We start from the raw sequence: 21621 nt of genomic DNA, 5'->3' as shown, positions 1-21621 counted from the left end.
CATCGTTCAGTACCATAATTAAATTCACATACAAAGTATATAAACTTCACGGTTTATCGGAAACTGTTGACGACGGCTTCAATGAAATATTCAGAGAAGAGTTGATTAGACAAGGAGTTGTTTGTAACTTAGTAGGAGAGGGAAGGGTTCTTAAAATAACACCTCCTGTTTTAATCGATGATGATGATTTCGAATTCGGTACGAGAGCTATAGAAAAAACTATTTTAAAATTTAACAAATAGAAGTAATCAAATTTTTTTCTTAAATATGTAAATAGAGTATATTATTGAAGCTATTACCCATATTATGATAAATGGTATGGTGTAAATAAGTGGTGATCCAATACCTAAGAAGGAATAATATTATGCAATTATAGAAAGTATGGTGCCAATAGTTGGAACTATTAAATGTTTTAATATAGATAAATCTTTTAATTTTTTTTGTCAAAAATGCGAGTGATTGATTTACTATAGCGTGGTATCCAAGATTCATAACCGTCATTATTAAAGCCCAAAACACTACTGTGTAAAAGAAACCTTGCAAAACACCATAATAATAAACCATTATTACTTGAGTAATTAATGAAGCTGAAAGTGCTACTAAAAACACCACAATACTAGCATTTGATGGAGAGCCGTATTTTTCATGAACTTTGTAGAGAAATTTTGGTAAAATTCCGTCTCTAGATAAAGAAAATAATACTCTTTCGGCAGCATTTCCAAATACTAATGGAGATGTTATTTGCCCAAATAGAGCAATTATTAAGACAGCAAGTGCTATATAGATGCCAAGATATTTTGATGTTACAACGAGGGCAGGTGCAAATGAACTTGCCAAATTACTTAAATCTGATGGAGGAACACCAATTGTAATCGCGTACATTACTAATGTTTCAAATACGGCTAATGATATAAGTGAAACCAATATAGCTTTCTTGATAGTTTCTTTGGGTAATTTTGCTTCTTCTCCGAAATGAACAACTGAAGAATATCCTATATATGCAGTGTATGGACCTACGATAGTTCCAAGGAAAAAGCCTGAAAGACCACTTGGGGAAAGCTTTATATTAAATACTTGTATAGTGTTATAAGGTGATTTAAATATAACATATAATGAAACTGCCAATATAGCTATAATTTGAACTATACCTGATGCAACAGCAAAATCTCTTGATAAGTGAATTCCAAGGTAACTTACTACAAACACAAATATTATAACTGCAAGACTTGCTAAAAATGGGATATAATATGGCAAAGTCACATTAAAAAGAGAACTTGCAGTAACTGGTATTAGCCATCCAAAAACTGTTGCTGATATAATAACTGGACATAATTGGCCTAAAAATTGAATTAAACCAGTTGTAGAAGAGATTGGTGATTTTCCAAATGCACTCTCAACGAATTTATAAAATCCGCCTGCGCTAGCGATTTTTGTAGAGAAAATATAAACTGCAACAACGTTTGTTAGCATCATTAATGTACCAATAATAAAAGTGAGAGGAGCTGTTATTCCTGCATAAGTTAATGAAGTTGTTGAGCTAACAATATATATACTTCCAGGAAAGATAGCTGCTATACTTAAAAACACAAGTCCTAAAAAACCTAAAGATTCTCTTTTAAGTTGTGCCATGCTAATGTTACCCACAAATTAAACACTAATCAAAAACAAGCTAAAATTTTTTCTCTAAAAATTTTAAATCAAGACAAAAGTGATTAAAGAAGGCATTATATGTGTGAGGTAATACACATGGAATTAAATTTAGATGATTATAAAAAGAAAATGTGTAAATTTTATCGAATTTTTATAATTTAGATATAGCTCAGTTGCCTTTAAAAGAGAAGACATGAAATTGGATAAACTATGCTATCATTTGGGCTGGAATCGACCTCCTCTTATCCGTAAAGGGCAAGGATTCCCTTAGGGGTTCAGAGGCTTATGGTTTACTGCCTTCATCTTTATGACTTCATAGCTAGTGAGTGTGTGATATAAAACCCCGATCTATTAGTCCAGCTGTAATCACTGGCTGGGTCTTCAGCCTATCATCCCTCATCATTGAGATTTAACCTGTGTTACCAGTTCTAGGGATTCAGGTATTTATCTGTGCAGAGACACGGACCGAGTTTAATACGTCCATTATGGGCTTATCCATGCTTTTAATTGTTTCCACAATAGTTTAAAGCATTTAATAACTTAAAATGTTACCTCACCTAGAAGGGCGAGGCTTGCCTTTCGTTTGTCAATTTATATATTATTACATATTATTAGAAAGGATAATAAAAATTGTTTGAAACTTTATTAGTATTATGCTTTATTTTTCTCCTTCTTTAATTAATTTTGGGATGAGGTATGAAACAAGAAACGCTAATAATAATCGGAGGGGGAGACGCAGGGATGACTACAGCATCATGGGCTAGAAGAAGAAAACCTTCTATGAATATCATAGTCTTTGAGAAGACAAACCTAATAAGTCATGCGCCATGCGGATTGCCATATTATATTGAAGGGTTATTTGATGACGAGAATTTACTAGCAGCATACAAAGCGGAGGAATTTGAAAAGGAAAGGAACGTGAATGTAAAGATTAACCATGAGGTAACTGATATAGATTTTGATAATAGAATAATTTATACTGTAAACGATGGTAAGGTTTACAAGTATGAATATGATTACTTGGTATTAGCAACTGGTTCAAAGCCTAAAAAAATTAATTATGATAATGAATCTAGGATTTTCTATGTACATCACCCTGCATTCGCAAGAGATGTTAGAGATAAAATAATGAAATTAAACAAAATAGCTATAATAGGTGGAGGTATTTTAGGAATAGAGATGGCGGAAGCATTAGCAAAAAATAAAAAACAAGTTATATTAATTCATAAGCATTCATACTTATTAAATAAAATACTTGATGAAGATATGGCATATTACATTAACAATATGGTTTCTAAAGATCTATTAGTGAAACTAAATGAAGAAACCTTAGAAATAAATGAAGGAGGAAGAATAGTTATAACCAATAAAAACAGATACGAAGTCGATGGAACAATAGTAGCAATAGGAGTAATGCCCAATACAGAATTAGTCATGAAAAACAATTTTATTGGAGAAACAAAAGCCATAAAGACCGATGAATATATGAGGACCTATATGAAAGATGTATATGCAGTTGGAGATGTAGCTGAATCAAAAAACATTATAACAGGAAAACCTGATTGGCAACCATTTGCGCCTGTTGCAGGCAAAATGGGTTTTACTGCAGGCAATCATATAGGAGGCGTATATTATAAGTTTCCAGGTCTTGTTGGAACTGCCATAACAAAATATAATGATTATTTTATTGCAAAAACAGGATTAACTGAAAGTGAAGCTATAAAAAATGGTTTTAAGACAATGTCAACTATAGTAAGATCTAAAACAAGAGCTAGATATTATCCTGGAGGAAAAGACATTATCATAAAGCTAATTGCAGATGAAGTATCACAAAAAATTATAGGGGCTCAAATAATAGGTGGTGAAGAGGTTTTAGGCAGAATTGATATGATAGCCTTAGCTATAATGAAATCAAACACCTTATATGATTTATTTTATTTAGAACATGCGTATATGCCTGCAATATCAAGAAGTTGGGACCCGGTAATACTGGCTGCGAGATCATTGATGACTGGTTTCAAATAATTATGGTATTATTTAATTTTTTACGATAAAAATAAGACTTTAAATTAGAAATCCTCTTGTCTATTATTTCCTTTAACTATGTCGGCAAATATTTGGCCTATTTCCCATAGTTTAACTGTATCGTGTTCATTGGGTCTTGGCCGAGATGATAGGTATACTCCATATGGTTCATAGAAATTCTTCTTTGGCATGCCATAGGGTGAAAATACAATAAATTCTTCAGTGTTTCTTAATACATTTAATAGCATTCTATCTATGTAATTATATATATCGCATATTCTATCATTAATTCTTTCCAAAGCTGTGATTCCGGCAATTATTGGTCCTTCACTTAAGTTTTCTATTATTTCATTCATGACACCATCTATTTCTTCTTGATAAGGAACATTTTGATCCAATTTAATATTAAAAATTCCGTAAGTTGGATTCATAATAGGTATATTAATTAATATTGGATTTATTAGCTTTACTAAAGACAAATCAGAAATATTACTATCAAATTTGTTTGAATCGACTTTTTTTAAACTAAGTATTGAAAGCCAAGATGATATAGGACTTTGGGGCGGATTGTTTTCAACTACACCTCTAAATGAATTATCTAATAAATACAATAAAGTTTTTGGCCTGCACTTCATAAATTCTCCATAACTTAATGCATCAATACCAATCAATACAACTTTGCTTGCAACCATTTTATTCTCTCCTCAAGAACCTCGTAAGGAACTACTCCTATTATTCTATCAACAGCTTCTCCATTAAAGAATAACATAGTTGTCGGTAGGCTCATTATATAATATTTGCTAGCTGTTACTGGAGACTCGTCTGCATTTACTTTTGCGAATCTAATATCAGTATACTTTGTAGATAAATCTTCAAGCATAGGAGAAAGTATATGGCATGGCGCACACCAAGGAGCCCAAAAATCAACGACCACTGCTTTATTTTTTGATATGAATTCTTCAAAATTACTGTCATTCAATTCTACAGGTTCTGTTACAATTTCTTCATTTTTTTTAGACGACTCTTTAATTATTTCTATTGCTTTTCTTGATAATATTTCCTTTAATTCTGGATCATCTATATCTGGCATACCTAATCGCCTTAAATTTTATGTTGGATAAAAATGTTTAAAAGGATTACTATAAATTTTAATTAATTTATATTTTTAGTTTTAATAGTTTTATTATTTTGATGTCTTTTACCAAAAAATTTTAGTAATACAGAATATTATAACAATTAAGAGATCTGTTAATAGAATAAATTAGTGTAAAGCACGAATAGCTTAATAAGGCTCTTTTTTGCAAGTTACAATAGAAAAATAGGAGGGCATGAACTTAGAAGTGAATGAAGAGTCACGTAGTGGTGTGGACTTCATTGTTGGAAAGCACGTTTACGGTAGTTTATATGGATTAAAACCTGAAATAGCTGATGATGAAGAGTTAATAAGGCAAACAGTTCTTGATGCAGTTAAAGCTGCAAACGCTACTCTAATTCAGTTAATGAGCTGGAAAATACCAGGAATTAAAGGTGGAGTATCAGTTATGGCACTTGTTAATGAAAGCCATATAGTTGTTCACACGTGGAAAGAATACAGATATGCAACTGTAGACGTTTATACTTGTGGGAACCATACAAGCCCTGAGAAAGCATATAAATTGATAGTAGAGAGGCTAAAGCCAGAATATTATTCATATAATTATGCTGATAGAACACAATTTCCTACATCAAGTCCAGTGAAAAAAGAAGAATTACGTTTTGAAGCAATTACTAGTTAAGATTAATTTGGAATTAATTTGTTTTTATTATCAATTTCTTTGAAGAATAAATAATAAAGAATGGGGTCAAGGAAAGAAATTATGGATGCAGCGAAAAAAGCAATAAAGTACATACCGATTTGAAATAATATTGATCCAATTGTGGTGGCAGCGCCGTATGGTAACCTCCTAGCTATACCTGTTATGCTGCTACCTCTAGATCTTTCTTCTGGAGAATACAATTCCATGCTGACATTTTGCCTTATTGGCAAAGCGGCCTGATAAAATGCTGTTCTCAAAATATAGATTCCTGCATCAATAACTATTGAATGGATTAATGGTATTAAGAACAAAGGCAAAGATCCTACAGATCTTAAAATTAAAATGCTTTTTATGTAGCCAAAAACATGCTGTAGTTTATTTGATAATAAGAGAGCTATAGAAGTAGCCATATATGAAAGGTCATAGATTATTGATATTTCATAATCATTAGCTCCTATATGTTTAAAATATAAAGGCAATAAAGGCAATACTATACCAAGACCCAAACTTCCAAATAAGCCGGCTATTGCTACTTTGCTTATGTTTTTAGCAGATTTTTTTGGCATGAAATCTGCTTTGTAGTTAAATTTATCTGGTTTCTCGGATATAAAGAACAATAATATTATTGAAAACAAAGATAATGCAATAGCAATATCGAATAAATAATAATAGTAATTTTTTTGGGAATGCTTTTATAATGTAACTGGATAAAAACTTCCTGACATTGCCATTATAATAGCTATCATAGTTAAATATGAATAAATTTTTGTTCTTTCTTCTTTATTGGTTCTACTTGCAACCATAGCTGTTTGTAATGGAGCTACCGGTCCTCCCCCTGCTCCTCCACCCATAGGGCTAAGTGAAAGCCCGAACATTGAAGATAAAAAGGCAATTATAATATTATGAGAAATGATTAGAATAATGTAAGCTATAGCAGGAAGAAAGGACATAATTATTAAAGTCTTTTTTCTGCTATATAAATCTCCTAAATAACCGCTAATTAAAACAAGTATACTGCTACTTATAGTTGCTGCTAATGCGTAAAAACCGACAAGTGTTGTCGAAAAACCAATAAATTTCAAATATAAAGGTAATAAAAAAGCTATATAACCAAAGCTAAAACTCCTTATTGATCTAACTAAAGCTAACAAATATATGTCTTTCATATATCTATTTTGCATTTTTATTCACATTACGATTTGTATTAAGGATTAATAAGAATTTTTGAAAACAGATGTTTGCATCTTTTTATTAAAAATTAATAGTATTATTTGCAAAAATAATTATTCAATGCCAAAATTTTATTTTTCTATGTATTGTGTGGAATTCCGTTAAGTTGTTCCACTATATGATTTGCTATAGGCAACAAAATTTCTAAAGATATTTTAACTGCAGATGGATTGCCTGGGCTTATAGCCACTAAGCTTTTGTTCACAATGAATGCATTAGCCCTACTCAATATAGCTCTATACCCAATTTCGTTTATACTTTTTGATCTATGAAGTTCTCCAAAACCAGGTAAAACATCTCTAGCTAATTGTTTTACAGTATCGACCGTTATATCTTTGGGAGATATGCCTGTTCCTCCAGTCATTAGTACTATATCAGAAAACTTTATAGCATTATTTAATGATTTTAATATTTCTTCTTCATCATTTCTAACTATTGTTTTAAATTTAAGATCATGACCACTTTCTCTAATTATCTTCTCAACAATAGGCGTTATTTCATCTTTTTTCTTACCATAATAAACGGTATCACTAGTTATTATTAAAGCAAATCTTACCATAATTCTCACCACATCAACTAGATTTATACAAAAATTAAAACCTATTCCTGTATTAATAATATGGCGATATATGATGACGGTTCAACTTTCAATTCCAAAAGATGTTAAGGCTCATGTAGCAATAATTGGTGGATCAGGATTATATCAAGCAGATATAATTGAGGATGCTAAAGAAGTAAAAGTATATACACCATATGGAGAGCCAAGCGATAATATAACAATAGGATATATAAAAGGTGTTAGTGTTGCGTTTTTACCGAGACATGGAAAAGGTCATAGATTTCCACCACATATGGTTAATTATAGAGCTAACATATGGGCTCTAAAATCAATAGGTGCAAAATATGTAATTAGTGTTTCAGCTGTCGGAAGCTTAAATGAAAATATGAAGCCAGGTGATTTTGTAATTCCGAATCAATATATTGATATGACGAAGTTAAGGAAATATACATTTTTTGATGGTCCTATAACAGTGCATGTAAGTATGGCTGATCCGTTTTGTGATGATCTAAGTAAAAAAATTTTTGAATCATCTAAATCTTTAAATTATAGATCACATTTAGGCGGAACATATATATGTATAGAAGGTCCAAGATTCTCAACAAGGGCTGAAAGCAGAGTTTGGAAGGAAGTATTTAAAGCAGATATAATAGGCATGACGCTTGTCCCAGAAATAAACCTTGCTTGTGAAGCTCAAATGTGTTATTCAACATTAGCTATGGTTACAGATTATGATGTATGGGCTGAAAAACCTGTTACAGCGGCTGAAGTTGAAAAAGTTATGACGCAAAATATTGAAGGTGCCAGAAAAATACTTTACGATGTTGTGCCAAAATTAAAAGAAGGTCCAGATGAAAATCATTGTAGCTGCTGTAAGGCGTTAGAACATGCAATACAATGATTTAAAAAGGGATCTAGGAAAGGCTATAGAAGTTGCAAAATCCTTGAAAAAACCTAGGATAAATGATAATATACTAATTATATCTGATTATATGTCTAGATCTGCAGGGAAAATTTTATATATCAGCTTGTTATCTTCTGGTAAAAAAGCTACATTATTAACTCCTACAGAATCTGTTGAATATTCTTTACCTTATTATGAGCATTTTAATAGTGTAATAGTGTTTTCATCTAATTCAAAGGATTCTAGATCTGTGCATGCAGCTGAAGTTTCAAGGTTAATGAATTTAGAAGTTAATTTTATTTCTCCAAAGATGGAAGATGCTTTAGAGGAAAGACTTGAATATCTTAATGTTAATAGAATACTAGTCGATTCAAAAACGCCTGTGATTGTAAATAGTATAGCTTCATTGTTATGGATTCCAGAAGATTTAGGAGATAGATATGAGAGAATTAAAAGGGAAATTGATGATTTGGAAAATTCTTATGATTGGCTTATTAATAAATATGGCTCTTCTATTGAAAAAATGAAAAATTTGAATGAAGAATTTGTTATGTTTTACACTCCATCAACAGAGGCAGGAGCAATTTATTGTTATAATATTATTCAAAACTGTATTTTTATTTTACCTATAGAGTTATTAAGCAATAAGATAAAATATAGGAAATACTTGTTAACATCAAGTGTGGATTCTTCAGACTTTAAAGACCTTATATTAATGCTAAAAATGGGTTATTTAGATAACGAGGTTATAGAATTTAACACTGACCCTATTACAGCAGGACTATATTCGATGCTACTTATATCTTTAATCTCTAATAAACTAATTTAGGTGTTAAAATTGGGTTACAAACAATCAATAGTTTTAAGGAAGGATTTAAAAATGGGCCATGGCAAGGCAGCTGCTCAAGCATCTCATGCAAGCTGTGATGCTGTTTTTCAAGTTTTGGAATCTAATAGAAGAGATTGGAAGGAATGGCTTGATTTATGGAAAAAAGGAGGTCAAATGAAGGTAGTATTAAGGGTTAATACAAGAGAAGAAATAGAAGAAATCTATAGACAAGCCTTGGAATTAGGCTTACCTTGCTCTATAATTAGCGATGCAGGCAGAACCCAACTTCCTCCTGGCACTATTACAGCTGTATGCATAGGACCAGCTCCAGAAGAAATTGTAGATAAAATAACTGGTAAGTTAAAATTATATTAAAAAATACAGTTATAATTTATTAAATTTAGAAAACAACAGACTTTTAATGTTTGACGTATAAATTTATTGGGGATAATAATTGCCTAAAGTACCAGTCAAATTAGTCGGTTGGTCTGAAATAGTGGATTGGACTTTCAACCTAAGCAAAATTATTGAAGGTTCAGGCTATAAACCAGATATTGTGGTAGCTGTTGCAAGAGGCGGTTATGTTCCTGCTAGATTATTATGTGATTTTCTAGGTATAAGTGATCTTTTGAGTGTGCAAAGTCAACATTGGGTTGAGGCAGCTAAAGTCACTCAGAAGGCTATACTAAGGCATCCATTCAAAATTGATGCTGAAGACAAAAATATCTTAATAGTTGATGATATAGTTGATACCGGTGAAACCCTTAAGCTTGCAAAGGATTTTATTAAAGAGAGTTGGAATCCCAAGGATGCAAGGACTGCGTCTCTTCAATGGATAAGCACTGTTGCAAAGTATAAACCAGACTATTATTTAATTGAGGTTAAGGATTGGTCTTGGTTCCAATATCCATGGACAAGATTGGAAGATGTTATGGAATTCATCGAAAGAATATTTAAAGAAGATGTAAGAGCAAAAAATGGATTAAATTACGAGGAACTTAAAAAAGTATTTTCAGAATGGTATGGCATAAGTAACGAAGATTTGGGATATTATTGGGACCTAGCATTTGAAAGGCTATTATCTAAAAAAATAATTGTTAAGAATGAAGATAAATATTACTATGGATTATAATAATTGCTTAACTTTTACTATAAATGAATTTTGGTCAATGCTTCTAGCAGCTTCTATAACTGTATCTCCTGTTCCTATAATGCCTTCTTTTTTCAAATAATTTTCAGTTGAATTTAATCCTTCTTCTTCATTGTTTGATAATCCAACTATTATAGGCTTAACTCCCCAGAATATGTTTAGTTTTTTTGCTATAGATTCTGAAGGTGCTCCAGTATAAATTGGTTTTGAAGGTCTAAAACCAGATATTAATCTTGACATGTCTATTGTTGTTGCGTATGATAAAATTTCAGCTCCTATATCGTTTGCTAAATCAACAACTCCTTTAGCAATTTTTGCTTCTGATATATCCGATATATCTATCTTATTTGGTATAATATGCTTCTGTGCTTCTTGTATAACCCTGCTTAGCCATATTATAACTTGAACCGGATATTTTCCTATAGAAGTCTCTGAAGTTACCAGAAATCCATCTACTCCTTCCTCAAGCGCTTTGTAAACATCAGATATTTCCCCTCTAGATGGAACAGGTCTTTCAACCATACTCATAAATATTTCTGTGGCTAATATAACAGGTTTTAGCTTTTTTCTTGCACTTTCTATTATCCTTTTTTGAATCATAGGTAATACTTCTAATGGAAAATGCATTCCTAGATCTCCTCTAGCAACAACTATACCATCCGCTGATTCACTTATTTCATCAATGTTTTTTACTCCACTTGGTGTTTCGATTTTTGCTAATAATCCAATATTATCAGCACCTTGTTTTTTAAGAGTTTCTCGTATGATATCAATATGTTTAGAATTTCTTACGAAACTTACCATAACATAATCAAAATCTTTAGATGCAATAAATTTCATATCATTTACGTCTTTGTCTGTTATAGGTGGCATATCAAATTCTTTGCCAGCAATTACGACACCTTTTCTTGGCTCAAGAACATCTCCTTCTATAACTCTAACTTCAGCTGAATCCTTTTCAACTGTTTCTATCTCAACAGATACTTTTCCATCATCTATTAGTACTTTGTCTCCTTGCTCAATAGATGAAAAGAAGACTCTATTGTCTATAGGAATTCCATCAACTTTTGAATTTTCATATTTTAATACTAAGTTTTGTCCCTGCTGTATTTTTATTGGATCAAAATTTCCTAACCTTACTCTGGGTCCTTCTAAATCTGCAATTTTAGTTACTGTTATGCCAAGTTCATTGGATGCTTTATTAATCAAATTTATAAAATCTTCCCATTGTTTTTGGTCACCATGGCTCATATTTATTCTGAAAGCATCAGTTCCAGTTGCAATCATTTTTCTTATTACATTGTAATCATAGTTTGACGGGCCTACAGTAGCAATTATTTTAAGTAATCTCATATTTTTCACCTCAAATATCCTATTTCTTTAAGCCTCCTTATTATTGTACTTTCTTCTCCTAATTCTCTAGCAGCTTCCACTATTTTATTTTCATCTATTTTGATTTTGTTTCTTTTTAAAATAACTAATATTTCTTTTAGTTTTAGCATATCTTCTTCTTTACCTGAATAAGATTTTAAGACTAGATATTGTTCAATATTTATTGCTCTAATTCTTAGTCCATTTATATCGATTCTTTGAGCATTTTTTATAAAAGATTCTGGTATATAAAAGTCATATAAATTGTCATAAAGGTCTAAATTGACTTCTTCGTTATTTATGATGGCTGTTATTCTTGGTGTGTTTAGCCAAGTATGTCCATATAACCAATTATTTTTTTCTACGATCTCTTCGTAGAAATTTTCATTTTCTAATATACTTGGAGACTCCACGAAGATATCAATATCTTCTCCAACATCCTCGCTCTTTGTATTTAATAAAATCACAGTATCTCCTATTATTGTAAACTTAATTCCTTCATCTAATAACTTTCTTATTACTTCAATAAACGCTTTTAATGAAACCAAATACCATCCCAAAAATAAAAAAGGATTTAAGAATATAAAAAATGTATATTTTACGGAGCAGGTGCAGGATAAACTGCTCTTCCAGTAGCTTCATTAGGTGGCCATAATAATACAACTTTTGCCGTGCCATTTGGATATACCCATACTTGTGATGGTAATGGGTTTTCCCCTACCTGCATGCCAAATTGTGTTACATTGAAAAGTCCATCTATTGTAGTTATTTTTCCACTAATATCGTTTAGCACAGCAGCCTTTATTGCTGTTTGGTTTAATGTACCTGCATCTTGTATTGCTAATCCTATGATTAATCCAGCGTTAAACCCTGCTATTGATAAGAAGTTAGGCGGAGTACCTGGATAAGTACTATTCCATAATTCTTCAAATTCAGTTAAGTTAGGCCCATAGTTTGGTGTGTAACTTACCAAAGGAGGATAAGCTAATGTAAAGGTACCGTTCATGTTTTTACCAACTGAGCTCAAGAAAATAGGCAAAAGTTGTCCTGGGAAATTGGTTAAAACCATTGGGAAATAAGTGCCTGACTCTGCAACTTGATTTAGGAAGGGAATATCATCAGTTGCATAACCAAGTTCAATAACTGCTTGAGGATTAGCAGCCTTTATAGTTGCTATATATGTTGAAAAGTCAGAAGTAGAGGTGGGAAAACTTTCATTTACTACTGCTGTAATTCCATATTGCTTGAAGAATGTGCCTAAGAAATAGTCCTGATATGCATTAAAATCATTAGAGGCATATATAACTGCAACTTTTGTTATGTTTAATGAGTGCAAGAAAGGCGCTACATAAGTTACAAAGTAAGGTGATACAGGTAATGATGTTAAAATTATATATGGATTATTTATAAAGAATGCATAGGATGACCCTGTTACATCCCATAGCAGTATATGGCTAGCATTTGCATATGAAACTGCAGGTGCAGTTAAAACTGAACCGAAATCTGCAACTAACACATTTACATGATTTACTGTAACAAGTTGTTGATAAAGCGATTGAGCTGTTGATGGGTTGCTTTGATCGTCATATGCTACAATTTTAACCGGAATTTTCTTACCATATTGTTTAACATATATTCCACCACTTTGATTTATCCATTTAGCCCATAGCTGTAGGCCTTTATATTCTGACATAGATGATGTTGCGTAGCTTCCCGATGAAGCATATAATGTACCAATCAAAATATATGGTGGAGCTGCTACTGTTGAAGTAGTTGTTGAACTTGTTGTTGTAGTAGAAGTAGTTTTCTTAGTCGTATAATAATATGCTAATCCACCTGCAATAACAACAACTATTATTATAACTACTATTGCAACTATGACTCCTGTAGAAACAGACCTATACCTAGTTTTATTCAAAATAACATACACCTCTCTTTACTAAATTTTAATTATAATGCCAAGTATAAAAACTTTTTCACATAATATAATATAAATAACTTTAATATGCATGATCATAGAAGCTATTTTATAATACTGAAATACATAAACAATTAAATACTTTTCCAGATACAATAAAAATTCAGAAGTGAAGAAGAATGCTAGAGATAGTATCTTTAACAAAAACTTTTGGAAAATTAAGAGCTGTAGATAATTTTAGCATGGAAGTAGAAAAAGGTGAAGTAAAAGCTCTTATAGGCCCTAATGGTGCAGGAAAGACGACTGTTGTGAATCTAGTTACAGGAGTTTTATCTCCAGATGGTGGAAGAATTAGACTTGATAATCATTGTTTGTTAAAACTTCCACCTCATAAAAGGATTAAAACAGGAATATCAAGAACTTATCAAATACCAAGACCTTATCCAAATTTAACAGTTTTAGAAAATGTTTTGGTAAGTTCATATTTCGGAGCAGGATTGAAGGGAGAAGAAGCCATTTCTAATGCTATCGAAAGTTTAAAATTCGTTGGTATTTATAATTTGGCAGAAAAAAGAGCAAAAGAATTGAACTCAGAACAGCAAAAACTTTTAGATTTTGCAAGAGCATTATCTGTAAAACCTAAATACATTATGATCGATGAAATAGGTGCAGGCTTAGGTATTTCGGAGCAAGAGGAAATAGCGTCTAAAATAAGAGAGCTTGGAAGGAAAGGTTATGGAGTAATCTATATAGGGCATTTAATGAAAATGGTAAAAGCTGTTTCTGATACAGTAGTCGTTATGAATGAAGGCAAAAAATTATTTGAAGGAACATATGAAGAAGCGGTTAATAATGAAGAAGTAATAAAAATCTATTTAGGTGAAAGATATGCTAAAAGTTGAGCATATCTATTCAGGATACGGAGATTTAAAGATTATCAAAGACGTCACATTTGATGTAAATAATAATGAATCCGTTTTAATACTAGGCTTAAATGGCGCTGGTAAAACGACATTGTTAAAATCAATAGCAGGTTTTGTAAAAATATTCTCTGGAAAAATATTATTTGATAATAAAGATATAACTGATCTTGATGCTTATAGAAGAGCAAAGTCTGGTATAACAATGATTATGGAGCAGGCAATTTTTCCAGATCTTACAGTAAAAGAAAATATGGAGATAGCTTATTCAAAAAATACAAAGTCTAATTTTAATAAAGAGCTAGAAGATGTTTTAAAGAGCTTTCCCGAATTGAAGGCCTTTCTTAATATAAAGGCCCAAGCATTATCTGGCGGTCAAAGGAAGATGCTATCTATGGCAATGGCATTGTTGGCCAGGCCTAAACTTTTAATATTGGATGAGCCATCATCAGGTCTTTCTCCATTATTGGTATCCAGAATTGTAAAATATGCAGGCTTATTAAAAGAAAAAGGTATTACTATGTTAATAGCTGAGCAAAACCCATCATTTATAGAGATAGCTGATAGGGTAATCGTGTTGGAGTCAGGAATAATAAAACTAATGGGTACAACTTCAGAAATCGCAAACAATAATGAAGTTAAAAAGACATTCTTCCAAGTTGCATAAAAATTAAGGCATTGACTTTTTAAAGAATTTTTTAATTATTTGGGCTATACCTCCAGGTAAAAATAATATTAGCAAAATTAGCAATATTCCGAAGAATAGCTGAACATAATATGTATATGATATATTAAAATATTGATATATGCTGTATAAAATTACAGTTCCTATTATAGGGCCAATTATTGTTCCTAAACCACCGAAGAGAACAAAAGCAATTATATAAACACCTAGAGTTAGTGCAAAAACAGTTTCAGGATAGAAAAATGAGGAATACCAGCCATATAAAGCACCAGCTACGCTAGCTATCATTGCGCTTATTATCCAAGCAGCACCTCTTGTTATAGGTACATTAACTCCATCTAAATAGGCAGATATAACGCTGTCTCTTATAGCTCTTAGAGATAATCCAAATCTGCTTGATTTAATCCAAGATGTTAGTAATATAACAAATACTAAGAAAACTGTAGCTATAATATATGTTAAATTGGGATTGTATATGGTTACTAAAGAGGCTCCTAAGGCACCATTGGTAAATTTAGAGAGATCAGGAGATTGAACTAAATAATATATACCTTCAAAAGCAGCAAGAGTAGCTATAGCAAAATAATGTGATTTTAATCTAAACAAAGGTAGCAATACTAATGCAAGAACTAAGTCCAATATGAAGCCAAAAACAAAAGCTTCAATTGGCATTAACCCTAATCTTATTCCAATATATACTCCATAAGCTCCCATACCGAAGAATACCATGTATCCAAATGGTAAATATCCTGTTAATCCATATATTATATTTAATCCCAGAGCTACAGTAGTTAAAATAATAATATTGAAAAAGAAAGCTTCGTTAGAGTATATTTTTGGGCCTATAAAAGCTACCAAAATCATTATAATCGATATTATAATCGCAGCAAGATAGTTTTTGTCAAACTTCACGTTGAACGCCTCCAAGAATTCCTCCAGGCTTAATGACTATAATTGCAAGTAAAGCTAAAAATGTAATAGCTAAACTGAGCCCAGATAAGTAGACTTGTAATAGTTGATAAAAAATTCCAAATACTATACCTCCTATTATTGTGCTTAATGGATTTCCTAAAGCTCCTATTATTACTATTGTGAAAGCCAATATTGTAATGAAGTCTCCCATACTAGGGTATATTGTTCCTAGAATATATGGTCCTATTACTCCGGCCATCCCTGCAACTCCAAATCCATAAGCAAAAGTTATAAGTGTTACCCATCTAGGATTTATTCCAAAGCTTATTGCTTGCTCTTGATTCTGCATAAGTGCCTTTGTGGCTTTTCCTAGCATTGTTTTGTTTAAGTAAAAATAAGTTATAATAAGAATTATTGCTGATAGTGATGTTATAGCTAAATAAACGTTTGGTGTTTTAAATCCGAATAAGTTAAATGCCCCCCCTAATAGAGCGCTAGTAGGCATTGCATGGTAATAGTTTCCGAACACCATAAATGAGATTGCTTCTATAGCTAATGATAAACCAAAAAATGCTGTAAAAGAATTCATTTCAGGGTCGCTACTAGACTTAAGTTTTGGTACAAATGCTAGATATATTAAAACACCTAATAAGAAAAAAACTGGGAACGCAATTATAAAGCTTATTCCTTCTTTTATACTATAATATATTAATAAATAATATGCCAAATAGGATCCCAACATTACGATATCTCCATGAGACAGATTTATCATCCTCACTACTCCAAATACCAAATTAAGACCTAAAGCCATAAATGCGTAATAGACTCCAACTAGTAAACCTATTACTATTGCGTACGGAAGTAAAGTAATTGCGATCAAATTGGACACACCTTTGCGCATCATATTTTATATACAAATAAAGGATTTAAAAATTTTTAATTAGTATGTTAATAAACTCATAAGCTTTTAATACTCTAACTTTAATATTTTTAAAAAATTTTTAATCTGTGGAGAAGTGTAAAAGTGAAAAATCATGAGGGCTCATGATGCATTAAGAAAAGCATTTATTAAATTTAATGTACCGGCAGATCCATATAGTTTAATGGAGCTTGAAAGCTTTGTTATATCGAGCAGAAATAAAGGTAAGAATAGTTCAAATTATATATCGTTAATTTCCAATTTGGAGACAATGTTAGTTAGACAGGAAATAGAAAATGCAAGTCAAATTTCTAAAAAAATTGCTGATTTTGTTTTAGACTTATGTAAGGATGGGTGCAGTTAATGCAACTAGAAGAAAAACCTTTAATGAGGCTAATTTCTCATAGTAATCCTATTATTTTACACCATTGGGATGCTGATGGAGTAATTTCTGCATCAACTCTTGCAAGCTATATTGGTCAAGGAATAGAATTTGAATCTCCTCCTTTTAGATATGTTTTTAGTAGAGAATACCTTGAAATATTGACAAGCAGAGCTGAAAACCATGATGTAGTAGTTGTATTAGATCTTAATTTATCTTCTAAAGTATTAATGGAAATTAGCTCAAAGACTAATAGGCCAGTAATTTCCATTGATCATCATACTACAAATGACATACCAAGATCTTTAGCTGTAATATATTATAATCCAGCTAAAGATGGAGATCCAGAGGGCCTATGGCCAAGCGCTGCTCATGTAATAGCTCTTTTAACTGGTAGCTATGATCCATTGCTTATTTCGGCAAGTATTGCTGGGGATTTAGATAAGGAAGCAAAAAATAATAGAATATATAAGAAATATATGGAAGAAATAGGTTTAGATCCAGAAAAAGATTATGATATACCAAAAAATTGTGCTATGCAAGTATGGGGGGCTGAAGCATTGGGAAAAATAGATATAATAAAGAATTTACCTATATCCTTAGCATATGGTGGCATAGATCCATGTGTAGCATTAATGAGTAATCCCATTCTAACAACGCTAAGGGAAGAAGCGGAAGAAGAACTTGATAATTTGATTAAGAGGGCCGATAACAAATTAGAAGAAGTATCAAAGGGTTTCTATGCCTCATTAATAGATGGCAATGGAAGGTTGATAAGCAAAATTTCTCGCTCTCTTGCTTCAAAATATCCGGATAGAATAGTTATGATTGGCTACTTAGCTCATAGCACCAATGATGCATCTATTTATATAAGAACTAAAAGAAATGATATAGATTTTTCTAAAATCTCCATTAAATTAAGATCCTTAGGATATCAAGTTGGTGGGAAATCACAGTTAAATAACAATGTAATAGGCATAGAAATTACAGCTGAAAAATTAAATGATGCATATAATAATATTTTGAACTTGATTAAACAAGAACTATATTAAATCTTTTAATATGCCAATTCCCAATTTAAATAAGGATATTGGGTAACTTGATGTAAAGCCCAATAAGAATTTATATGAATTCTTATCTTTTAAAGAATTCCTAATCAAATCAATATGGAAATCGTAATCTATTTTTCGATTCATTGATTCTAAGAGATTTGATTTTTTGGAAATTTCAATAATTTCCTCAATTATCGTAGGATTTTTATGAAGTATCACAGATAAGTTATTAGTTTTTTTAAGCATGCTTAAAACAAAACTTATAGAAGATTCTATAGAGTCAAGTATGTTATATCCTTTTTTGATTAGACTATAAGAAAAATATGCAGCTAATGAATTTGGAAATAAGCCCCCTCCTGTTAAAGGTTTAGTTAGTCCTATAGTATCTCCTATAGCTATTATATTTCCATTCCTTATGTTTGCCTTTTTGATGCCAGAAATTATTAAACCTCCATATGTATGGCAAGGATTTGATTTAATATTGAAAGATTTAATAGCGTTATTTTGAGCATTCATTAGCATTTGAGGATTTTCTGCTCCAGTTCCAATAATTATTTTATCCCTTAAAGGAACATACCATGAGAAAAAATTGTTAGATGTTTTGTTATCAAATCTAACTTCAAAAAGGTCTTCATCGTTATTAATGCAGAATTCCTGATTAATCCCATATATTGTTCTACCTTGAAACCCAAGACCATATTTTTTATGTATGAACCCATTTATGCCATCAGATAACAATATTGCATCATAATTTTTATTTAGTATTTTATTGTAGTTTATTTCTTTTATTTTTTTATTTAAAAAGGCATTACCACCTCTATTAATAAACAGGTTTAATAAATCATTTTCTAATTTAACTCTATCAAGCTTTATTATATCATCTTTAGTATATATTTCTACAGAATCATAAAAGCTTGTAATTTTTAATTTAGTATACTTTTTTATAATATTATTTTTAGAAACTTCACCAATAAGTTTTGAGGTTAAGCTAGAGATTATTCCTGTACAATGCTCGGGTATCCCAACTTTGCTATGTTCTTCATATAAGTCAACGTCTATGTTTGCATCCAATAAATAATTAGAAAATATTAGACCTGAAAATCCAGCGCCTACTATAGCGACTTTCAATCTATTCATCCTTCATATTTTTCATTTTTAAAAGTGTTTTATAGGCTAATAAGCATTAGTTAAAAGATTTTAAGAAACAGAACTCATATTAAAAGCGAGTTGCGTATTAAAAATAGGGCCGGGGTGGCCGAGCGGTCTAAGGCGGCGGGCTCGAGACCCGTTGTCCCAAAAGGACGCGTGGGTTCAAATCCCACCCCCGGCGTTTTTAAATTAACATACCAAGTTAGGTTAAATTATTAAAGTCTTTTTGATATACTTTATAAGATAATTAAGTTTTTATCCATAAAACTTATTAGTTTATATCTAGGTGCCTATTTAAGAGGAGGGGCCGTCGTCTAGCTTGGTAGGATGCGAGGCTTGGGCCCTCGTGGTCCGGGGTTCAAATCCCCGCGGCCCCATTTTATTTAAATCAGTAGTTTAGTTAACTAAGGTAGTTCTTTAAGTTCTATAGAATTATAGCATTTTAATTTTGCAAAATATTGAAAGCCACAGCTAGAATGACTATGGAATCTATAAACAGCTCTAATAAAGTCTTTTCTCTTTATCACTTAGAAAAATTTAACTTAAGGTCTGTATATTTTAGATACTGTTCTCTATATTTATTGTAATGATTTAAAGTGACATCAAAAAATAAAATTAAGATAATAAAAAAATAAAATTTATGGGGCGCAAGGCTCTGGATAAACAGCTGTCCCATTAGAAATACTTGTTGGCCATAACAGGGTAAATTTAGTAGTCATGTGTTTAAAACAAATGAGGATAGAGTTAAAAATAGAGAGCAATTAGTGAGCATTCTGCAGGAAATTTTTAGAAGAAATAGCAGAGATTATTGGTTATCTTTATTTGATAATGCAAAAATACCATCATCGCCTGTATACGATATTGATGATGTTTTTAACGATCCTTATGCTGAGCATATTTTGTTTGAATTGAATCAAAATTTTGGAAAAATTAAGCAATTAAAAGAGCCTGTAACAATAAATGGAAAAGAGCCTGTATCTGATAAATCAGTTCCGTTATTAGGAGAAAATACGCAGGAAATAAGGCAAAAATTTATTAAAATTTGATTTTAATGTGACGTCCGCTAACAATGTTAAATTTAAATAGTATTTAAATGTCAGAGGTATAAAAATATAAACGTTATCAAAAAATTAAATAAAAAATTCGTAAAGATTTTAAAGAATGTTATTGTTTTTTATTAATATTTTAAAAAGATTAATTACACAATTATTTCTATGGAAACTATCGTTTTCATTAATATTAACTTCAAGAATTTAAATATCTACGACAAAATATAAGACCCAACAGTTTTTTTCTTGCTTAATTTCCATTTGTGAATATGTCATAGCCTTAACAATCGTCCTATGCTCGTGAATATTGCTATCAAATTTCTCACCATAGACTGTTGCTTCAAGCTTATTGTTTCGCATATCAATTTTAACATTAAATTTACTAAATACTAATCCTTCAGAATCAGTGTAATATAATAATGATTCTATCCACCTGTATAATAAATTATATAAATCTAATCCTTCTACTTCTATTTTTATTTCATTTAAGGCCCTTACTTTATTTGTGTTGGTTATTATTTCATAAACTCCCAGTGCAGCCTGTTCAAATGCCTCATCTATCGAATTACCCAAAGCTTTTATCAATATATCGCTTGTATGGTCTAGGAATTCAAACCTTGGGCAATTTGCTTCCATTTTTATCTCCATTAATGGTTTAAGTAAGGTAGGGATATTAAATTGATATAATTTATTATAAATAATATTTTTTTGTTTATCTATAATAATATGTTTTAATTATTTTAATAGCTATATTTTATAAATATAATTTGAAATGGATTCAAGATAAATAAATGATATTTCGAAGGTTGATAGCATAAAAAGTTTACTTTAAAAACTTAAAAAATCGTCTAATATTTTAATTTTATAATAAATTAATTATAAATTTAGAGCAATTTTTAAATCTCTATGTTATTTAATAACATGGGCGGCGGTAGTCTAGCCTGGATTAGGACGCTGGCCCCCCAAGCCAGAGGTCCCGGGTTCGAATCCCGGCCGCCGCATATTTGCGTATAAATGATGTTGACTGCATTATTTTTATCAAATTTTTATGTTAATTAATTATAAAAAATATATAGCTATATATTTATTTATAATTGGAAATTAATATAATTTTAAAAATT

Annotated in this window: 23 protein-coding genes, 3 tRNA genes and 1 pseudogene; 15 read left to right on the top strand and 12 right to left on the bottom strand. The window is 31.0% G+C overall.

Annotation, left to right across the window (positions count from 1 at the left end; translation table 11 throughout):
• The coding region (locus ACP5GV_RS03405; RefSeq protein ID WP_428102257.1) for a hypothetical protein at positions 1 to 242 on the top strand (242 nt) is incomplete at its 5' end.
• 19 nt (positions 243 to 261) lie between these two features.
• Here ACP5GV_RS03405 and ACP5GV_RS03400 read toward each other — a convergent pair.
• Entirely contained in the window at positions 262 to 1644 is a 1383-nt protein-coding gene (locus ACP5GV_RS03400) for an APC family permease (protein WP_428102254.1), read from the bottom strand.
• Positions 1645 to 2346: 702 nt separating this feature from the next.
• Here ACP5GV_RS03400 and ACP5GV_RS03395 point away from each other — a divergent pair.
• On the top strand, positions 2347 to 3675 hold the full coding sequence (locus ACP5GV_RS03395; protein WP_428102252.1) for an FAD-dependent oxidoreductase: 1329 nt from the start codon (positions 2347 to 2349) through the stop codon (positions 3673 to 3675).
• 44 nt (positions 3676 to 3719) lie between these two features.
• On the opposite strand, the gene ACP5GV_RS03390 is transcribed toward ACP5GV_RS03395, so the two are convergent.
• Entirely contained in the window at positions 3720 to 4367 is a 648-nt protein-coding gene (locus ACP5GV_RS03390) for a hypothetical protein (RefSeq protein WP_428102250.1), read from the bottom strand.
• A complete protein-coding gene (gene trxA / locus ACP5GV_RS03385; protein ID WP_292320064.1) occupies positions 4343 to 4765 on the bottom strand; it encodes a thioredoxin in 423 nt (140 codons plus the stop codon). The genes ACP5GV_RS03390 and trxA overlap by 25 nt, the downstream gene beginning before the upstream one ends.
• A gap of 238 nt (positions 4766 to 5003) precedes the next feature.
• Here trxA and speD point away from each other — a divergent pair, with 238 nt between their 5' ends.
• A complete protein-coding gene (speD, locus tag ACP5GV_RS03380; protein WP_428102247.1) occupies positions 5004 to 5450 on the top strand; it encodes an adenosylmethionine decarboxylase in 447 nt (148 codons plus the stop codon).
• 2 nt (positions 5451 to 5452) lie between these two features.
• Here speD and ACP5GV_RS03375 read toward each other — a convergent pair.
• Together ACP5GV_RS03375 and ACP5GV_RS03370 are read right to left on the bottom strand one after the other, a co-directional pair.
• A pseudogene (locus ACP5GV_RS03375) lies at positions 5453 to 6637 on the bottom strand (MFS transporter).
• Positions 6638 to 6780: 143 nt separating this feature from the next.
• Entirely contained in the window at positions 6781 to 7260 is a 480-nt protein-coding gene (locus ACP5GV_RS03370) for a MogA/MoaB family molybdenum cofactor biosynthesis protein (RefSeq protein ID WP_428068621.1), read from the bottom strand.
• A 73-nt stretch (positions 7261 to 7333) separates the two neighbouring features.
• On the opposite strand from ACP5GV_RS03370, the gene ACP5GV_RS03365 reads away from it, so the two are divergent.
• The 4 genes from ACP5GV_RS03365 (at position 7334) to ACP5GV_RS03350 (ending at position 10125) form a co-directional block, all read left to right on the top strand.
• Positions 7334 to 8161: an S-methyl-5'-thioadenosine phosphorylase gene (locus tag ACP5GV_RS03365; protein WP_428102245.1), complete on the top strand. Its 828-nt coding sequence runs from the start codon at positions 7334 to 7336 to the stop codon at positions 8159 to 8161.
• Positions 8148 to 8993, top strand: a complete 846-nt coding sequence (locus ACP5GV_RS03360) for a hypothetical protein (RefSeq protein WP_428090602.1) — start codon at positions 8148 to 8150, stop codon at positions 8991 to 8993. The genes ACP5GV_RS03365 and ACP5GV_RS03360 overlap by 14 nt, the downstream gene beginning before the upstream one ends.
• A gap of 9 nt (positions 8994 to 9002) precedes the next feature.
• Entirely contained in the window at positions 9003 to 9368 is a 366-nt protein-coding gene (pth2, locus tag ACP5GV_RS03355) for a peptidyl-tRNA hydrolase Pth2 (RefSeq protein WP_292320075.1), read from the top strand.
• 79 nt (positions 9369 to 9447) lie between these two features.
• Positions 9448 to 10125, top strand: a complete 678-nt coding sequence (locus ACP5GV_RS03350) for a phosphoribosyltransferase (RefSeq protein ID WP_428068626.1) — start codon at positions 9448 to 9450, stop codon at positions 10123 to 10125.
• Here the strand turns inward: ACP5GV_RS03350 and pyk are convergent.
• Genes pyk through ACP5GV_RS03335 form a run of 3 tightly spaced genes read right to left on the bottom strand, consistent with a single transcriptional unit; the run spans position 10120 to position 13432 of the window.
• Positions 10120 to 11496: a pyruvate kinase gene (gene pyk, locus ACP5GV_RS03345; RefSeq protein ID WP_428102243.1), complete on the bottom strand. Its 1377-nt coding sequence runs from the start codon at positions 11494 to 11496 to the stop codon at positions 10120 to 10122. The two genes, ACP5GV_RS03350 and pyk, sit on opposite strands and share 6 nt — an antisense overlap.
• Before the next feature lie 5 nt (positions 11497 to 11501).
• Positions 11502 to 12074: a nucleotidyltransferase gene (locus ACP5GV_RS03340; RefSeq protein ID WP_428102240.1), complete on the bottom strand. Its 573-nt coding sequence runs from the start codon at positions 12072 to 12074 to the stop codon at positions 11502 to 11504.
• Between the two features lie 38 nt (positions 12075 to 12112).
• Entirely contained in the window at positions 12113 to 13432 is a 1320-nt protein-coding gene (locus ACP5GV_RS03335; RefSeq protein ID WP_428102238.1) for an ABC transporter substrate-binding protein, read from the bottom strand.
• A gap of 179 nt (positions 13433 to 13611) precedes the next feature.
• Here ACP5GV_RS03335 and ACP5GV_RS03330 point away from each other — a divergent pair, with 179 nt between their 5' ends.
• Together ACP5GV_RS03330 and ACP5GV_RS03325 are read left to right on the top strand one after the other, a co-directional pair.
• Positions 13612 to 14334: an ABC transporter ATP-binding protein gene (locus tag ACP5GV_RS03330; RefSeq protein WP_428090658.1), complete on the top strand. Its 723-nt coding sequence runs from the start codon at positions 13612 to 13614 to the stop codon at positions 14332 to 14334.
• Positions 14321 to 15019 (top strand): ABC transporter ATP-binding protein, encoded by a 699-nt coding sequence (locus tag ACP5GV_RS03325; protein ID WP_428068636.1) that lies wholly within the window; start codon positions 14321 to 14323, stop codon positions 15017 to 15019. Before ACP5GV_RS03330 ends, ACP5GV_RS03325 begins: the two co-directional genes overlap by 14 nt.
• A 3-nt stretch (positions 15020 to 15022) precedes the next feature.
• Here the strand turns inward: ACP5GV_RS03325 and ACP5GV_RS03320 are convergent, their stop codons facing one another.
• Both ACP5GV_RS03320 and ACP5GV_RS03315 read right to left on the bottom strand, forming a co-directional pair.
• Positions 15023 to 15949, bottom strand: coding sequence for a branched-chain amino acid ABC transporter permease (locus tag ACP5GV_RS03320; protein WP_428102236.1), 927 nt, complete (start codon positions 15947 to 15949; stop codon positions 15023 to 15025).
• Positions 15939 to 16853 carry a branched-chain amino acid ABC transporter permease gene (locus tag ACP5GV_RS03315; RefSeq protein WP_428102234.1) on the bottom strand — a complete coding sequence of 305 codons (915 nt, stop codon included), beginning with the start codon at positions 16851 to 16853 and terminating at the stop codon, positions 15939 to 15941. The genes ACP5GV_RS03320 and ACP5GV_RS03315 overlap by 11 nt, the downstream gene beginning before the upstream one ends.
• Before the next feature lie 130 nt (positions 16854 to 16983).
• Between ACP5GV_RS03315 and ACP5GV_RS03310 the strand changes: the two genes are divergently transcribed.
• Together ACP5GV_RS03310 and ACP5GV_RS03305 are read left to right on the top strand one after the other, a co-directional pair.
• Positions 16984 to 17232, top strand: coding sequence for a hypothetical protein (locus tag ACP5GV_RS03310; protein ID WP_428068642.1), 249 nt, complete (start codon positions 16984 to 16986; stop codon positions 17230 to 17232).
• Positions 17232 to 18302, top strand: a complete 1071-nt coding sequence (locus tag ACP5GV_RS03305; protein ID WP_428102231.1) for a DHH family phosphoesterase — start codon at positions 17232 to 17234, stop codon at positions 18300 to 18302. The genes ACP5GV_RS03310 and ACP5GV_RS03305 overlap by 1 nt, the downstream gene beginning before the upstream one ends.
• On the opposite strand, the gene ACP5GV_RS03300 is transcribed toward ACP5GV_RS03305, so the two are convergent.
• Positions 18294 to 19430: an NAD(P)-binding protein gene (locus ACP5GV_RS03300; protein WP_428102229.1), complete on the bottom strand. Its 1137-nt coding sequence runs from the start codon at positions 19428 to 19430 to the stop codon at positions 18294 to 18296. The genes ACP5GV_RS03305 and ACP5GV_RS03300 overlap by 9 nt on opposite strands.
• 117 nt (positions 19431 to 19547) lie before the next feature.
• Between ACP5GV_RS03300 and ACP5GV_RS03295 the strand changes: the two genes are divergently transcribed.
• The 3 genes from ACP5GV_RS03295 to ACP5GV_RS03285 all read left to right on the top strand — a co-directional run bounded on the left by ACP5GV_RS03295 (position 19548) and on the right by ACP5GV_RS03285 (position 20497).
• Positions 19548 to 19632 (top strand) — tRNA-Ser (locus ACP5GV_RS03295).
• Positions 19633 to 19754: 122 nt separating this feature from the next.
• Positions 19755 to 19828, top strand: a tRNA-Pro gene (locus ACP5GV_RS03290).
• A gap of 342 nt (positions 19829 to 20170) precedes the next feature.
• Positions 20171 to 20497 (top strand): CoA transferase, encoded by a 327-nt coding sequence (locus ACP5GV_RS03285; RefSeq protein ID WP_428102227.1) that lies wholly within the window; start codon positions 20171 to 20173, stop codon positions 20495 to 20497.
• 207 nt (positions 20498 to 20704) lie between these two features.
• On the opposite strand, the gene ACP5GV_RS03280 is transcribed toward ACP5GV_RS03285, so the two are convergent.
• Positions 20705 to 21136 carry an archease gene (locus tag ACP5GV_RS03280; RefSeq protein ID WP_428068654.1) on the bottom strand — a complete coding sequence of 144 codons (432 nt, stop codon included), beginning with the start codon at positions 21134 to 21136 and terminating at the stop codon, positions 20705 to 20707.
• Positions 21137 to 21425: 289 nt separating this feature from the next.
• Between ACP5GV_RS03280 and ACP5GV_RS03275 the strand changes: the two genes are divergently transcribed.
• Positions 21426 to 21501: transfer RNA gene (locus ACP5GV_RS03275), tRNA-Gly, on the top strand.
• Positions 21502 to 21621 lie beyond the last annotated feature (120 nt).

Origin of the sequence: Caldisphaera sp. (assembly GCF_049974385.1) — an archaeon.
In the GTDB taxonomy this organism is placed as follows: Archaea; Thermoproteota; Thermoprotei_A; order Sulfolobales; family Acidilobaceae; genus Caldisphaera.
This window is presented reverse-complemented; position numbering and strand designations above follow the sequence as displayed.

Bases quoted from the DNA above. Each gene is read 5' to 3' on its own strand.
- ACP5GV_RS03395 (WP_428102252.1), top strand. From the start codon at position 2,347: ATGAAACAAGAAACGCTAATAATAATCGGAGGGGGAGACGCAGGGATG.
- ACP5GV_RS03390 (WP_428102250.1), bottom strand. From the start codon at position 4,367: ATGGTTGCAAGCAAAGTTGTATTGATTGGTATTGATGCATTAAGTTAT.
- trxA (WP_292320064.1), bottom strand. From the start codon at position 4,765: ATGCCAGATATAGATGATCCAGAATTAAAGGAAATATTATCAAGAAAA.
- speD (WP_428102247.1), top strand. From the start codon at position 5,004: ATGAACTTAGAAGTGAATGAAGAGTCACGTAGTGGTGTGGACTTCATT.
- ACP5GV_RS03370 (WP_428068621.1), bottom strand. From the start codon at position 7,260: ATGGTAAGATTTGCTTTAATAATAACTAGTGATACCGTTTATTATGGT.
- ACP5GV_RS03365 (WP_428102245.1), top strand. From the start codon at position 7,334: ATGACGGTTCAACTTTCAATTCCAAAAGATGTTAAGGCTCATGTAGCA.
- ACP5GV_RS03360 (WP_428090602.1), top strand. From the start codon at position 8,148: ATGCAATACAATGATTTAAAAAGGGATCTAGGAAAGGCTATAGAAGTT.
- pyk (WP_428102243.1), bottom strand. From the start codon at position 11,496: ATGAGATTACTTAAAATAATTGCTACTGTAGGCCCGTCAAACTATGAT.
- ACP5GV_RS03330 (WP_428090658.1), top strand. From the start codon at position 13,612: ATGCTAGAGATAGTATCTTTAACAAAAACTTTTGGAAAATTAAGAGCT.
- ACP5GV_RS03325 (WP_428068636.1), top strand. From the start codon at position 14,321: ATGCTAAAAGTTGAGCATATCTATTCAGGATACGGAGATTTAAAGATT.
- ACP5GV_RS03315 (WP_428102234.1), bottom strand. From the start codon at position 16,853: ATGATGCGCAAAGGTGTGTCCAATTTGATCGCAATTACTTTACTTCCG.
- ACP5GV_RS03310 (WP_428068642.1), top strand. From the start codon at position 16,984: ATGAGGGCTCATGATGCATTAAGAAAAGCATTTATTAAATTTAATGTA.
- ACP5GV_RS03305 (WP_428102231.1), top strand. From the start codon at position 17,232: ATGCAACTAGAAGAAAAACCTTTAATGAGGCTAATTTCTCATAGTAAT.
- ACP5GV_RS03280 (WP_428068654.1), bottom strand. From the start codon at position 21,136: ATGGAAGCAAATTGCCCAAGGTTTGAATTCCTAGACCATACAAGCGAT.